This window comes from Mitsuaria sp. CC2 (genome assembly GCF_048957715.1).
Lineage (GTDB): Bacteria > Pseudomonadota > Gammaproteobacteria > Burkholderiales > Burkholderiaceae_C > Roseateles.
Window position 1 is genome coordinate 1 of record NZ_JARVXN010000021.1, and the last position, 14,538, is coordinate 14,538.

At 66.5% G+C, this 14,538-nt stretch carries 9 protein-coding genes and 5 tRNA genes; 3 read left to right on the forward strand and 11 right to left on the reverse strand.

Going from position 1 to position 14,538, the window contains the following annotated elements; all coding sequences use genetic code 11:
- Window positions 1-2: 2 nt before the first annotated feature.
- From PV762_RS15285 to PV762_RS15335, 11 genes are all read right to left on the reverse strand, one after another.
- Window positions 3-78: transfer RNA gene (locus tag PV762_RS15285), tRNA-Gly, on the reverse strand.
- A 51-nt stretch (window positions 79-129) separates the two neighbouring features.
- A tRNA-Gly gene (locus PV762_RS15290) sits at window positions 130-205 on the reverse strand.
- A gap of 13 nt (window positions 206-218) precedes the next feature.
- Window positions 219-292 (reverse strand) — tRNA-Cys (locus PV762_RS15295).
- Window positions 293-382: 90 nt separating this feature from the next.
- Window positions 383-458: transfer RNA gene (locus PV762_RS15300), tRNA-Gly, on the reverse strand.
- A 236-nt stretch (window positions 459-694) separates the two neighbouring features.
- The gene (lon, locus tag PV762_RS15305) at window positions 695-3,121 is read right to left on the reverse strand and encodes an endopeptidase La (RefSeq protein WP_421035873.1); all 2,427 of its coding nucleotides are present in this window, start codon (window positions 3,119-3,121) and stop codon (window positions 695-697) included.
- Window positions 3,122-3,260: 139 nt separating this feature from the next.
- Entirely contained in the window at window positions 3,261-4,529 is a 1,269-nt protein-coding gene (gene clpX, locus PV762_RS15310; protein ID WP_067275628.1) for an ATP-dependent Clp protease ATP-binding subunit ClpX, read from the reverse strand.
- A 341-nt stretch (window positions 4,530-4,870) separates the two neighbouring features.
- Window positions 4,871-5,476, reverse strand: a complete 606-nt coding sequence (gene clpP, locus PV762_RS15315; protein ID WP_421035874.1) for an ATP-dependent Clp endopeptidase proteolytic subunit ClpP — start codon at window positions 5,474-5,476, stop codon at window positions 4,871-4,873.
- Window positions 5,477-5,700: 224 nt separating this feature from the next.
- Window positions 5,701-7,011 (reverse strand): trigger factor, encoded by a 1,311-nt coding sequence (gene tig, locus PV762_RS15320; protein WP_421035875.1) that lies wholly within the window; start codon window positions 7,009-7,011, stop codon window positions 5,701-5,703.
- Window positions 7,012-7,037: 26 nt separating this feature from the next.
- Window positions 7,038-7,124, reverse strand: a tRNA-Leu gene (locus tag PV762_RS15325).
- A 200-nt stretch (window positions 7,125-7,324) separates the two neighbouring features.
- A complete protein-coding gene (locus PV762_RS15330) occupies window positions 7,325-10,465 on the reverse strand; it encodes an efflux RND transporter permease subunit (protein ID WP_421035876.1) in 3,141 nt (1,046 codons plus the stop codon).
- A 16-nt stretch (window positions 10,466-10,481) separates the two neighbouring features.
- On the reverse strand, window positions 10,482-11,702 hold the full coding sequence (locus PV762_RS15335; RefSeq protein WP_421035877.1) for an efflux RND transporter periplasmic adaptor subunit: 1,221 nt from the start codon (window positions 11,700-11,702) through the stop codon (window positions 10,482-10,484).
- A gap of 215 nt (window positions 11,703-11,917) precedes the next feature.
- Between PV762_RS15335 and hpnC the strand changes: the two genes are divergently transcribed.
- The 3 genes from hpnC to PV762_RS15350 form a co-directional block, all read left to right on the forward strand.
- Window positions 11,918-12,790, forward strand: a complete 873-nt coding sequence (gene hpnC / locus PV762_RS15340) for a squalene synthase HpnC (protein WP_421035878.1) — start codon at window positions 11,918-11,920, stop codon at window positions 12,788-12,790.
- Window positions 12,787-13,722, forward strand: coding sequence for a presqualene diphosphate synthase HpnD (gene hpnD, locus PV762_RS15345; protein WP_421035879.1), 936 nt, complete (start codon window positions 12,787-12,789; stop codon window positions 13,720-13,722). The genes hpnC and hpnD overlap by 4 nt, the downstream gene beginning before the upstream one ends.
- Before the next feature lies 1 nt (window position 13,723).
- A partial coding sequence (locus PV762_RS15350; protein ID WP_421035880.1) for a hydroxysqualene dehydroxylase occupies window positions 13,724-14,538 on the forward strand: 815 nt, incomplete at its 3' end.

Consider the following 14,538-nt stretch of genomic DNA (forward strand, 5'->3'; position numbering starts at 1 on the left):
TTTGGAGCGGGAAACGAGGCTCGAACTCGCGACCTCAACCTTGGCAAGGTTGCGCTCTACCAACTGAGCTATTCCCGCATCGCAGGACAGCGGAGTGATGAATCACCCCAACCGACCTTTGGTGTCGTTTGGAGCGGGAAACGAGGCTCGAACTCGCGACCTCAACCTTGGCAAGGTTGCGCTCTACCAACTGAGCTATTCCCGCAATGTCCATTCTTTGGAGGCGCGATCCGGAGTCGAACCGGACTGACCGGATTTGCAATCCGGGGCATAACCGCTTTGCTATCGCGCCCCAGAACCCTGGACGGGATTCTGTAGAAGCCGGATTTGGTTGTCCGACTTCGATAAAAAATGGAAGCCGGGGCTTCCATTTTTTTAAACCTGGAGCGGGAAACGAGGCTCGAACTCGCGACCTCAACCTTGGCAAGGTTGCGCTCTACCAACTGAGCTATTCCCGCAGGTCTTCAACACACTGCCTGCCTCAACCGCCATGCAATCCTTGCGAATTGCTTTGTTGCTGCTGCACCGTTTGCGCTGAAGCCGAGAGTATAAAACGGTTTTTGACCCTCTCGCAAGAGTTCGGCGACTTCTTTATGAAGATCGCCCAAACGCCACTTTCCGTGCGCGAACCCTCATCACGCTGAAACGAACAACGGCGCCCGAAGGCGCCGTCGTCATGGGATCCGCGAACGGATCAGTGCTTCAGCGAATCGCCGGCATCCGGCTTGGGCTCCGCGACCTTCTCGGCCGGCGCCGTCGCCGCAGCGACCTCTTCCTCAGGCAGCGACTGCGGATAGGTCTCCAACGCCACTTCCAGCACGCGATCGATCCAGCGGACCGGCACGATTTCGAGCTGGTTCTTCACGTTCTCCGGAATGTCCTGCAGGTCCTTGACGTTCTCTTCCGGAATCATGACCGTCTTGATGCCACCGCGGTGCGCCGCCAGGAGCTTCTCCTTCAGGCCGCCGATCGCCGTGACCTCGCCGCGCAACGTGATCTCGCCGGTCATCGCCACGTCGGCCCGCACCGGAATCCCGGTCAGCGCCGACACGAAGGCCGTCGTCATCGCCGCACCTGCGCTCGGGCCGTCCTTCGGCGTCGCACCGTCGGGCACGTGGACGTGCACGTCGCGCTTCTCGAAAAGCTCGTCCTTGATGCCCAGGCGGCGAGCCCGCGAACGCACCACCGTGCGCGCCGCCTCGACCGATTCCTTCATCACGTCGCCCAGCGAGCCGGTGCGGATGATGTTGCCCTTGCCCGGCATCGCCGTGGCTTCGATGGTCAGCAGATCGCCGCCCACTTCCGTCCACGCCAGTCCGACGACCTGGCCGACCTGGTTCTTCTTCTCCGCACGACCGAAGTCGTACTTGCGAACGCCCAGGAACTCGTTCAGATTCTCGTCGTTGACGACCACCTTGCCGTCGTAGGTCTTCAGCTGCAGGCCCTTGACGACCTTGCGGCAGATCTGGGAGATCTCGCGCTCCAGCGACCGCACGCCGGCTTCCCGGGTGTAGTAGCGGATCACGCCGCGGATCGCATCTTCGGTGACCTCGAGCTCCTCTTCCTTCACGCCGTTGTTGCCGCGTTGCTTCGGCAGCAGGTAGCGCTGGGCGATGTTGACCTTCTCGTCCTCGGTGTAACCCGACAGACGGATGACCTCCATCCGGTCCAGCAACGCCGGCGGAATGTTCAGCGAGTTCGACGTCGCCACAAACATCACGTCGCTCAAGTCGTAGTCGACCTCGATGTAATGGTCGGCGAAGGTGTGGTTCTGCTCAGGGTCCAGCACTTCCAGCAGCGCCGACGACGGGTCACCGCGGAAGTCCATGCCCAGCTTGTCGATCTCGTCGAGCAGGAACAGCGGATTGCGCGTGCCGACCTTGCTCAGGCTCTGCAGCACCTTGCCCGGCATGGAGCCGATGTAGGTGCGGCGGTGACCGCGGATCTCGGCCTCGTCCCGCACGCCGCCCAGCGCCATGCGGACGAACTTGCGGCCCGTGGCGCGCGCCACCGACTGCCCCAGCGAGGTCTTGCCCACGCCCGGAGGGCCGACCAGGCACAGGATGGGCGCCTTGACCTTGTCGACGCGCTGTTGCACCGCGAGGTACTCGAGGATGCGTTCCTTGACCTTGTCGAGGCCGTAGTGGTCCTCGTTCAGCACCGCCTCGGCATTCGCCAGGTCGTGCTTGATCTTGGTCTTCTTCGCCCACGGCAGGTTGACCAGCGTGTCGATGTAGTTGCGCACGACGGTCGCTTCGGCGGACATCGGCGACATCAGCTTGAGCTTCTTGAGCTCGGACTCGGCCTTCTTGCGCGCTTCCTTCGGCATGCGGGCAGCCTGGATCTTCTTCTCCAGCTCCTCCATGTCGGCGCCTTCTTCGCCGTCGCCCAACTCCTTCTGGATGGCCTTGACCTGCTCGTTCAGGTAGTACTCGCGCTGGGACTTCTCCATCTGGCGCTTGACGCGGCCACGGATGCGCTTTTCCACCTGCAGGATGTCGACCTCGTGCTCCAGCAGGTCCAGCAGCTTCTCCAGCCGCTTGCCCACCTCGGACAGGTCCAGCACCGACTGCTTCGCGTCGAGCTTGAGCGGCAGGTGCGCGGCGATCGTGTCGGCCAGGCGGCCGGCGTCATCGATGCCGGCGATGGACGTCAGGATCTCCGGCGGGATCTTCTTGTTCAGCTTGACGTACTGGTCGAACTGCTGCGTCACGGCGCGGCGCAGGGCTTCGACTTCAGGCTGGTCGTCGGCCTCCGGCGGAATGGGCACGACCTCGGCGGTGAAGTGCTCTTCACCGTCCTCGATCTTGCTCGTCGTCGCACGTTGCAGTCCCTCGACCAGCACCTTCACCGTGCCGTCGGGCAGCTTCAGCATCTGCAGGATGCTGGAGACGCAACCCATCTCGAACATGTCGTCGGGTTTGGGTTCGTCCTTGCCGGCCGCCTTCTGCGCGACCAGCATGATCTGGCGCCCTGCTTCCATCGCCGCTTCCAAGGCCTTGATGGACTTGGGACGACCCACGAAGAGCGGGATCACCATGTGCGGGAACACGACCACGTCGCGCAGCGGGAGCAGCGGCAGCGTGATGGGTTCCGCGGGGAGGATCGGATGACCGGACATGAAAACCTCTCTTTCTCAAGCCCATCTAGGGCCCGAGCTACCAATTACAAGGTGCCGTTCAATAGCCTTTGAGCGATTGCTTTCCACATGAACTAATGGCAAGCGAATCGCCCGGGGTGCCCGGGGTGGCTTCGCTACCTCAGGCGCTGGCCTTGGTTTCGCGATAGACCAGCAACGGCTTGGTGTCCTCGTCGATGTTGTGTTCGTCCAGCACGACCTTGGCCACGCTCTCCAGCGAGGGCAACTCGAACATGGTGTCGATCAGCGCGTGCTCGACGATCGAGCGCAGGCCGCGGGCGCCGGTCTTGCGCGCCAGGGCCTTGCGCGCGACGGCGCTCAGCGCCGAGGGGCGCACTTCCAGTTCGACGCCGTCCATCGAGAACAGCTGCTGGTACTGCTTCACCAGCGCGTTGCGCGGCTCGGTGAGGATCTGCACCAGCGCGTCCTCGGTCAGCTCGCCGAGCGTGGCGATGACCGGCAGACGGCCGACCAGTTCCGGGATCAGGCCGAACTTGATCAGGTCACCCGGCTCGACTTCGCGGAACAGCTCGCCGACCTTCTTGTCGCTCTTGCTCTTGACGTCGGCACTGAAGCCGATACCCGAACGCTCGGAGCGGTTCTGGATCAGCTTCTCGAGGCCGTCAAAGGCGCCGCCGCAGATGAACAGGATGTTGGTCGTGTCGATCTGCAGGAAGTCCTGGTTCGGATGCTTGCGGCCGCCCTGCGGAGGGACCGAGGCCATCGTGCCTTCGACCAGCTTCAGCAGCGCCTGCTGGACGCCCTCGCCCGACACGTCGCGCGTGATCGAGGGGTTGTCCGCCTTGCGGCTGATCTTGTCGATCTCGTCGATGTAGACGATGCCGCGCTGCGCGCGCTCGACATCGTAATTGCAGTTCTGGAGCAGCTTCTGGATGATGTTCTCGACGTCCTCGCCGACATAGCCGGCCTCGGTCAGCGTCGTCGCATCGGCGATCACGAACGGGACGTTCAGGACGCGCGCCAGCGTCTGCGCGAGCAGCGTCTTGCCCGAACCGGTCGGTCCGATCAGCAGGATGTTGCTCTTGGACAGCTCGACGCCGTCCTTGGTGTCGGCCGCGTGGCGCAGCCGCTTGTAGTGGTTGTAGACCGCAACGGACAGGGTGCGCTTGGCCACGTCCTGACCGATCACGTACTGGTCGAGCGTCGTCTTGATCTCGCTCGGGACGGGCAGGTCCGACTTGCTGGCACGTCCGCCGGTCGCCGCCTCGGCGGGGACCTCGTCGCGGATGATGTCGTTGCACAGCTCGATGCACTCGTCGCAGATGAATACCGACGGGCCCGCGATCAGCTTCTTGACCTCATGCTGGCTCTTGCCGCAGAAGGAGCAATACAAGACTTTTTCGCTGGAGTTGCCTTTTTTCTCGGCCATGGGAGTGCTGCTGGGGCTGCTGAAGGGCTGCGGGGAATACAGGCAAGTGCCTGCATTGATGATAGTTCAATTGCCGGTACCACCCTTGGGGGGATAAAAGCCCCTAAGAGTGGTCAGTTGGTGCGGTCAACGGGCGGTCAGTTGGTGCGCAGCGCCGGCGGTTCGATCCGCACCGGTCGGAGGACTTCCCATTCTTGAGAAATCCCCTGCCCGAAGCGTCGCTGAGGTCGGGAACGTGGATGCGGGGACGGGGTCGGAGTCCGGAGAAAAACAAGCGGCGCCCCACAGGGACGCCGCCGCACACCGGGAGCGGGCCCGGCCCCGGACCCTCCGATCAGCGATCAGCGCTTCTCGATGACCTTATCGATCAGTCCGTAGGTCGCCGATTCGGCCGCCGACATGAAGTAGTCGCGCTCGGTGTCGGCCTGGATCTTCTCCAGGCTCTGCCCGGTGCGCTCAGCCAGGATGCGGTTGAGCTGCTCGCGGGTCTTGAGGATCTCGCGGGCGTGGATCTCGATGTCCGTGGCCTGGCCCTGGGCGCCGCCCAGCGGCTGGTGGATCATGATCTTGGCATTCGGCAGCGCGAAGCGCTTGCCCTTCTCGCCCGCGGCCAGCAGGAAGGCGCCCATGGACGCGGCCATGCCCATGCACAGCGTCGATACCGACGGCTTGATGAACTGCATGGTGTCGTAGATCGACATGCCGGCCGAGACGCTGCCGCCCGGCGAGTTGATGTAGAGCGAGATCTCCTTCTCGGGGTTCTCGCTCTCCAGGAACAGCAGCTGAGCGACCACCAGGTTGGCGACGGCATCGTTCACCGGGCCGACCAGGAAGACGATGCGCTCGCGCAGCAGGCGGCTGTAGATGTCATAGGCGCGCTCGCCGCGGCCCGACTGTTCGATGACGATGGGCACCATGCCCAGGTTGCTGGTTTCAAGCGCGCTCATGAAATCCTCTGATGTGGTTCGAGATCACGACAAACCATTATGTCGTGCGCTCCATCCCCTGACCGCCGGAAGGTGGCCCTCTTCGAGGTGCTGCCTCCGCGCACGGTAGCGCCGGGGAAAGAAAAAGGCGCCGGCCTCGCGGCCTGGCGCCTTACTTGGCGGTGGGATTGCGGCGAATCAAGAGCAACGCCGAAAATCCCCACGCCGGTACCGACTGTCGACGATCAGGCCGTGGCCATCAGTTCGTCGAACGGCAGCTGCTTGTCGGTGATCTTGGCCTTGCCCAGGATGAAGTCGGTGACGTTGTTTTCGATCACGACGGCTTCGACTTCGGCCATGCGCTCGCGGTCCGACAGGTACCAGCGCACGACTTCCGCCGGCTTCTCGTAGCTCTGCGAGATCTCTTCGATGTGGGCCTGCAGCTGCTCGGGCTTGGCCTGCAGGTTCTGCGAACGGACCAGCTCGGCCACCACGAGACCCAGGCGCACACGCTTCTCGGCCTGGTCGTTGAACAGCTCGGCGGGGATCGGGGCCTTGTCGGCGTCCTTGATGCCGCGCTTCTTCAGGTCTTCACGGGCGTTGGCGACCATGCGCTCGGCTTCGCCGGCGATCAGCGACTTGGGCACGTCCAGTTCGGCCTTGCCGACCAGCGCGTCCATCGCAGCGCCCTTGTTCTTGGCCAGCACGCGGAACTTCACTTCACGCTCAAGGTTCTTCTTGATGTCGGCGCGCAGGGCCTCGACCGTGCCTTCCTTGATGCCCAGGGCCTTGGCGAACGATTCGTTCACGTCGGGCAGGTGCTGGGCCTCGATCTTCTTGACCGTGACCAGGAAGTCGGCTTCCTTGCCGGCGACGTCCTTGCCGTGGTAGTCCTCGGGGAAGGCCAGCGGGAAGGTCTTCGATTCGCCGGCCTTCATGCCGCGCACGGCCTTCTCGAAGGCTTCGAGCATCTGGCCTTCGCCCAGCAGGAACTGGAAGCCGTCGGCCTTGCCGCCGGCGAAGGGTTCGCCGTCGATCTTGCCTTCGAAGTCGATGGTCACGCGGTCGCCGTCGGCGGCCACGTCCGCCGCGCCGCGCTGGGCGAACGAACGGCGCTGCTTGCGCAGGATCTCGACGGTCTTGTCGATGGCCTCTTCGGTCACTTCGGCGGAGACGCGCTCGATCTCGGCGTCGGCCAGGTCGGCGATCTTGACTTCCGGGTAGACCTCGAAGGTCGCGTCGAAGGCCAGCTCGCCTTCGGCGGCTTCGTCCTTCTGGGCGATGCTGGGCATGCCGGCGACGCGCAGCTTGGCCTCGTTGGCGGCGGCGCTGAAGGCCTCACCCAGCTTGTCGTTGACGACTTCGTACTGGACCTGCATGCCGTAGCGCTGCTGCACGAAGGACATCGGCACCTTGCCAGGACGGAAGCCGTCGGCCTTGACCGTGCGGGCCAGCTTCTTCAGGCGGGACTCGACTTCGGAGTTGATGACAGTGGCCGCCAGCGTGAGCGTGATGCGGCGTTCGAGCTTTTCGAGAGTTTCGACGGTGACAGCCATAGTGGACTCGGAATCAGTTGAGAGTGTGGTGCGCGGGGCCGGACTCGAACCGGCACGCCCGTGAAGGCGTCAGGACCTAAACCTGGTGCGTCTACCAATTTCGCCACCCGCGCCGGGTGAACTGAGGTCGTCGCGTTCGCTGCGCGCTGTCGGCGCGCAGTCCGCGTGGCGGCCCCTTGGTAATTCATTCATGGCGCGAAGGAGGAGTCCAGGCTCCTGCCCTCCGCGATCCGGAAAACCGGCGATTGTAATCAAGGAATCGACGCTTTCCGACGCCCCCCGCCCGTCCCGGGCGGGGGAAACCCCTGCGGGGTCAGTGCGTGGACGGCGCGATGCCCGCGTCCTTGTCGCGTTCGACGCGGAACCAGGCGGCGTACATCGCCGGCAACGCCAGCAGCGTGAGCACGGTGGCCACGATCAGTCCGCCCATGATGGCGACCGCCATCGGGCCCCAGAACACGCTGCGCGACAGCGGCACCATCGCCAGCACGGCGGCCGCGGCGGTCAGCGCGATCGGACGCAGACGACGCACGGCGGACTCGACGATGGCCTGCGCCGGCGGCACGCCGCGGCTTCGGTCCTGCTCGATCTGGTCGATCAGGATGACGGAGTTCCGCTGGATCATGCCCATCAGCGCGATCACGCCCAGCAGCGCGACGAAGCCGAACGGCCGGTTCAGGATCAGCAGCGCCGCGGACACGCCGGCGATGCCGAGGAAGCCGGTCAGGAAGGCCAGCATGGCGCGCGAGAAGCTGTGCAGCTGCAGCATCAGCAGGGTGAAGGTGATGAACAGCATGATGGGCACGCCGGCCGCGATGGAGCCGGTGCCCTTGCTGCTTTCCTCCACCGCGCCGGCGATCGAGATCGAATAGCCGGGCGGCATCTCCTTCTGCATCGCGTCGAGCGCGGGCCACAGCTGGGTGGTCACGGTCGCGCCCTGCAGGCCCTCGACGACGTCGCCCTGCACCGTGATCGCGAACTGGCGGCTCTCGCGATGCATCACGCCCGGCTCCCAGGTGAACTGGGGCTTGGCGATCTGCGTCAGCGGCACCGAGCGGCCCGAGGCCGTCGGCACGTAGGCGTTGGCGAGCTCGGACAGCGTGTCGCGCTCCTGCACGGGCTGGCGCAGGACGATGTCGATCAGCCGGTCGGCCTCGCGGTACTGCGCCACCGTGGTGCCGGACACCAGGATGCGCGCCGCCTGCGCGATGCTCTGGCTGGTGATGCCGAGCGCCCGCGCCTTGTCCTGGTCGACCTGCAGGCGCAGGACCTTGATGGCCTCGTTCCAGTTGTCGTTGACGCCGACCATGTTGGGGTTGGCGCGCATCTGCTCCTTGGCGCGGTCGGCGTAGATCCGCAGCTGCGCGGGATCGTCGCCGGCGATGCGGAACTGCACCGGGTACGGCACCGGCGGACCGTTGGGCAGCAGCTTCACGCGGCCGCGCACTTCGGAGAACTCCTGCGCCAGGATCTGCGGCAGCTTGTGGCGCAGGGTCTCGCGGTCGGCCAGCGACTTCGGCAGGATGATGGCCTGGCTGACGTTGGTGTTGGGCAGGATCTGGTCCAGCGGCAGGTAGAAGCGCGGCACGCCCGACCCCACCCAGGTCGCGATGCTACCCACCAGCGGCTCCTTGGCCATGCGGGCCTCGAAGCGCTTGGCGACGACGTTGCTCTCCTCGATCGTGGCGCCTTCTGGCAGCCACAAGTCGACCAGGATCTCCGGCCGGCTCGAATCCGGGAAGAACTGCTGCTGCACCTTGCCCATGCCGGCCAGGCCGAGCACGAACACCAGGATCGTCAGGCCGATGGTCTTCCAGCGGTTGAACACGCACCACGCGACCCAGCGGCGGAAGCGGTTGTAGAACGGGGTATCGAAGACCTCGTGGGCCTCGCCTTCGTGACCGGCCCGGGTCTTCAGCAGCAGCGCGCCGAGGTAGGGCACGAAGTACACCGACACGATCCACGAGATGACCAGCGCCGCCGCGGTCACCGCGAAGATGGCGAAGGTGTATTCGCCGACGGTGGACTTGGCCAGGCCGATCGGCAGGAAACCGACGGCGGTGATCAGCGTGCCGGTGAGCATCGGCTTGGCGGTGGCGTCGTAGGCATACGTCGCCGCGTGCATCTTGTCGTAGCCCTCCTCGAGCTTGCGCACCATCATCTCGACGGCAATGATGGCGTCGTCGACGAGCAGGCCCAGCGCGATGATCAGCGAGCCCAGCGAGATCTTGTGCAGCCCCACGCCGGCGTAGAGCATCACGACGAAGGTGATCGCAAGCACCAGCGGGATGGTGATGCCCACGACCAGGCCCGGCCACACGTCGATGCGCAGCGGCTTGGTGTGCAGGCCCAGCGCGATGAAGCTCACGCCCAGCACGACGACCACGGCCTCGATCAGCACGTGCACGAACTCGCCCACCGAGCTCTTCACGGCGCTGGGTTGGTCCTGGATCTGCTGCAGCGAGATGCCGGCCGGTAGTTGCTGCTGCAGCCGCTTGACGCTGGTCTGCAGCGCCTTGCCCAGCGCAATGATGTCGCCGCCCTTGCCCATCGACACGCCCAGCGCCACGACCTGCCTGCCGTTGAAGCGGACCATCGTGGTGGCCGGGTCGACGTAGCCGCGCCGGACCTTGGCGATGTCGCCCAGGCGGATGCTGCTGGCCACGCCGGTCTGCGTGTTGGTGGCGCGGATCGGGAAGTCGCTCAGCGCCTGGACGGAGTTGAGCTGGCCCTCGATGCGGATCTGCACGTTGGCGCTGCCGGCGTCCATGGTGCCGGCGCTCTCCACCGCGTTCTGCGCGTTGAGCTGCGACACGACCTGGTTGAAGTCCAGGCCCAGTTCGGCCAGGCGCTTCTGCGAGATCTCGATGAAGAGCTTCTCGGCCTGGACGCCGAAGAGGTCGACCTTGGCCACGTCCTGCACGCGCAGCAGTTCGGAGCGCACGGCCTCGGCCTGCTGGCGCAGTTCCTCGATGGAGAAACCGCCGTCGGAGGACAGCGCGAAGATCGAGCCGTAGACGTCGCCGAACTCGTCGTTGAAGAACGGCCCCAGCACGCCCTGCGGCAGCGTGGCGCGCAGGTCGCCGATCTTCTTGCGGACCGTGTACCAGAGCTGCGGCACCTCGCCCGGCGCGGTGTTGTCCTTCACCTGGAAGATGGTGAGCGACTCCCCCGGCTTGGTGTAGCTGCGGATCTTGTCGGCGTGCGGCACCTCCTGGAGGGTGCGCTCGATCTTGTCGGTGACCTGCTCGGCCATCTGCTGCGGCGTCGCGCCCGGCCAGTAGGCCTGCACGACCATCGCGCGGAAGGTGAACGGCGGATCCTCGTCCTGGCCCAGCTGGAAGTAGGCGGCGAAGCCCAGGACCATCAGCACCACCATCAGGTAGCGCGTCAGCGGGGCATGCTCCAGCGCCCAGCGCGAGAGATTGAAACCGGCGCGGCTCGGGTTGCTCATTCAGGGCTCCCGGGGCTCAGCGCGAAGCGGTCGCCGAGGCGGGTGCGGGCGCGGCGCCCGCAGCCGGCGTGCCCGGCGGGACGAAGCGCTTGACCTTCTGCCCCGGCGTCAGCACGTGACCGCCGGCGGCCACGACTTCCATGCCGGGCAACAGTCCCTGCACGACCAGCTCGTTGCCTTCGGCGCCGACGACGGTCACCGCCCGCGGGTTCACCACCATCGTCTTCGGATCGAGCAGCAGCACGGCGCTCTTGCCCTGCGATTCCATCACCGCGCTCAGCGGCAGCTTGATCGCGTTGTCCGACGGCGCGCCCGTCAGCACGACCGTCGCGGTCTGGCCGAGGTGCACGTTCTGGCTGTCGAGTTCGGCCTTCACCAGGAAGGTCCGCGTCACCGGATCGGCGGCGGCGGCCAGTTCGCGCAGCTTGATGGGCTGCGCCTCGGCCTTGGTGTCGGTCCACAGGCGGACCTTCAGACCGTCCGGGCGCGCGGCGGCGGCGCGCACCAGGGCGACCTGGTCCTCGGACACGGAGAACACGATGTCGCGCGGACCGTCATTGGCCACGCGCACGACCGGCGTGCCGGCGGCCACGACCATGCCGGGCTCCGCATCGATGCCGGTCACGACACCTGCCGCGTCGGCGACCAGACTCGAATACTGCGCCTGGTTGCGCTGCACGTCGGACTGGGCACGCGCCGATTCGAACTGCGCCTGCGCGGCCTTGAAGGCGGCGTCGCGGCGATCGAGTTCCGCCGCGCTGATGAAACCCTGGCGGTGCAGATCGATGTAGCGACGGTAGTCGGCGCCGAGCTGGTCGCGATTGACACGGGCCGCCAGCACGGTGGACTTGGCGGCTTCCTGGGCGAGCACCAGGTCGGAGCTGTCGATCCGCGCCAGCACCTGACCCGGCTTGACCACCGATCCCAGGTCCACCTTGCGTTCCAGGATCTTGCCGGCGACGCGGAAGGACAGGCGCGATTCCACGCGCGCCCGCACCTCGGCGGCGAACTCGCGCTGAAGCCCCGCCGATTGCGGTGTCAGCACCAGTGTGCGCACATAACGCTCCGGCTCGGGCGGCGGGGCCTGCTTGCCGCAGGCGGCCAGCACGGCCATGGCCGCCAGGGCGGCGCCCGCCGCCAGCCACGTCGAGACGCGTCCCCAGGATCCGGCGGACGCCGGTTCGGACAAGGCGCCGGGCGTTCCGGCGGACAGGGACACTAGAGACCGTTGGGGCATGAACACCTCGACAAAGCCACGACGCCTGATCTTGGGCGTCGGAGTAACTGACTGACCGGTCAGTAATGTATTCAGCGTGTCCGAACGTGTCAAACCGACGGCGTACGGTTCACCGGGGTACTGCTCGTGGTCTGCGGAGATTGACGCCCGCCACAAACCGCCGGGTGGTTCGGGACGTCAGGTTGACGCAAACGGCATCGCCCGCTCAGCGGAGAATGCCGCCCGTGAGCATAGAGCACTACGAAAACTTTCCTGTCGCCTCCTGGCTGAGCCCGCCGGCGTTGCGTCCCGCGATCATGGCGATCTATCAGTTCGCCCGGACGGCGGATGACCTGGCCGACGAGGGCGACGCGACGTCCGCGCAGCGGCTGCGCGACCTGGCCGACTACCGGGCCGATCTGCGCGCCGTCGCCGCAGGCCAGCCCCCGTCCCCGCGTTGGGCGACGGGCGTGTTCGCACCGCTGGGCCGCATCCTCGTGGAATACCGCCTGCCGCTGCCGTTGCTGGAGGATCTCCTCGATGCCTTCGAGCAGGACCTCGTGAAGACCGACTACGCGACCCGCATGGAGCTGCTCGACTACTGCCGCCGCTCGGCCAACCCGGTCGGACGCCTGCTCCTGCACCTCTACGACATCGAGGACGCCGGGTCGCTGCGGCGCTCGGACGCCATCTGCTCGGCGCTGCAACTGATCAACTTCTGGCAGGACTTCACCGTCGACGGCCCACGCGGCCGGATCTACGCGCCGCTGGAGGACCGCCAGCGTCACGGCGTCGAGGGACAGGACCTGCTGTCGCTGAACGACAGTCCGGCGGGCCGCGCGTTGATCGCGGATCTCTGTGACTGGGCCCGCGACCTGATGGCCGAGGGCGCGCCGCTGGCCCGCCGGATTCCGGGCCGGGCCGGTTGGGAGCTCCGCTTGGTGGTACAAGGCGGCCTCCGTATCCTCGACAAGCTGGCGTCGAACCGTTTCGACGCCCTGCTGCGACGGCCGACGATAGGCGCCGCCGACGCGCCGCTCCTGTTGTGGCGCGCCTTGACGATGCCCACGGACCGAACGAACCCACGCCGCGAAGGGACGGCGCGATGAGCACCAATACTGACAAGACCGCCGACAAGGCCTCCGACAAGACTGCCGACAGGAATGGCGAGAAGGCGTCCGCCGCCGGCGCTTCCACGCCCGAGCAGTACGTCCAGCAGAAAGCCGCCGCGAGCGGCTCCAGCTTCTATTACGCGTTCCTCTTCCTGCCGCCGCCGCGCCGCGCCGCGATCACCGCCTTCTACGCGTTCTGCCGCGAGGTCGACGACGTCGTGGACGAGGTGTCCGATCCAGGCGTCGCCGCGACCAAGCTGGCCTGGTGGCGCAAGGAAGCGATGAGCGCCTTCAACGGCCAGCCGTCGCATCCGGCAATGAAGGCGCTGATGCCGCACGTCAAGGACTACGACATCCGCGTTGAGCATCTGATGGCCGTCATCGACGGCTGCCAGATGGACCTGGAGCAGACGCGTTACCTCGACTATCCGGGCCTGCAGCGCTATTGCCACCTGGTGGCCGGCGTGGTGGGCGAAGTGGCGTCGGGCATCTTCGGCCGCACGGATCCGAAGACCATCGCCTACGCGCACAAGCTGGGACAGGCGATGCAGCTCACCAACATCATCCGAGACGTCGGCGACGACGCGCGGCGCGGCCGCATCTACCTGCCGGTCAGCGAACTGCAGCAGTTCGACGTGAAGGCGCACGAGATCCTCAAGCGCGACGCCCCGTGGGGCTACAGCGACCGCTTCACCGCGCTGATGAAGTTCCAGGCGCAGCGCGCCCACGCGCTGTACGACGAGGCGGTCGCGTTGCTGTCCGACACCGATCGCAAGGCGCAGAAGCCGGGGCTCATGATGGCCAACATCTACCGCACGCTGCTGCGCGAGATCGAGGCCGAGAACTTCCAGGTCCTCCACCAGCGCATCGCGTTGACGCCGCTGCGCAAGCTGTGGATCGCGATGAAGACGAACTGGCGCGGGCGCTGACGTGACGCGCTTGGCCGTCATCGGCGGCGGCTGGGCGGGGCTCGCCGCGGCCGTCGAGGCCGTGTCGCTGGGCGCCGCGGTCACGTTGTTCGAGATGGCGCCGACGCTCGGCGGTCGGGCGCGCAGCCTCGAAGGCCTCGAGCCGGCGCTCGACAACGGTCAGCACATCCTGATCGGCGCTTACACGGACACGCTGGCGTTGATGCGCCGCGTCGGCGGCGATCCGGACGCGGACCTGCTCCGCATGCCGCTGCGGCTGCGATATCCCGATCGCGAGACGCTGCGACTGCCGCCGGGACCGCCCACCCTCGCCTTCCTGCGCGGTGTGCTGGGCTGCGCGGCATGGTCGTGGCAGGACCGGCTGCGTTTCCTGGCTGCGAGCAGCCTGTGGACGATGCGCGGCTTCCGCTGCGCCCCGGCGCTGACGGTCGCCCAGCTCTGCCACGGACTGCCGCGCGCGGTGCGCGACGACCTGATCGATCCGCTGTGCGTCGCCGCGCTGAACACGCCATCCGACCAGGCCAGCGCGCAGGTCTTCCTGCGGGTGCTCAAGGACGCCTTGTTCAGCGGTCCGGGCAGCGCCGACCTGCTGCTGCCGCGGCGCGGGCTGAGCGCGTTGCTCCCGACGCCGGCGCGCGCGTGGCTGCTGTCGCGCGGCGCGGAACTCCGCACGCAGCGCGTGCAGCGGCTGGAAGCGCAGGGACGGCAGTGGACCGTCGACGGCGAAGTCTTCGACGCCATCGTCGTGGCCTGCACGTCGGTCGAAGCTTCCAGGCTCACGCGCGATCTGGCGCCGCATTGGAGCGCCGCCGCCGG

Coding starts and splice junctions, on each gene's coding strand:
- lon (WP_421035873.1), bottom strand. CDS start 3,121: ATGTCCGGTCATCCGATCCTCCCCGCGGAACCCATCACGCTGCCGCTG.
- clpX (WP_067275628.1), bottom strand. CDS start 4,529: ATGGCCGAGAAAAAAGGCAACTCCAGCGAAAAAGTCTTGTATTGCTCC.
- clpP (WP_421035874.1), bottom strand. CDS start 5,476: ATGAGCGCGCTTGAAACCAGCAACCTGGGCATGGTGCCCATCGTCATC.
- tig (WP_421035875.1), bottom strand. CDS start 7,011: ATGGCTGTCACCGTCGAAACTCTCGAAAAGCTCGAACGCCGCATCACG.
- PV762_RS15330 (WP_421035876.1), bottom strand. CDS start 10,465: ATGAGCAACCCGAGCCGCGCCGGTTTCAATCTCTCGCGCTGGGCGCTG.
- PV762_RS15335 (WP_421035877.1), bottom strand. CDS start 11,702: ATGCCCCAACGGTCTCTAGTGTCCCTGTCCGCCGGAACGCCCGGCGCC.
- hpnC (WP_421035878.1), top strand. CDS start 11,918: ATGCCGCCCGTGAGCATAGAGCACTACGAAAACTTTCCTGTCGCCTCC.
- hpnD (WP_421035879.1), top strand. CDS start 12,787: ATGAGCACCAATACTGACAAGACCGCCGACAAGGCCTCCGACAAGACT.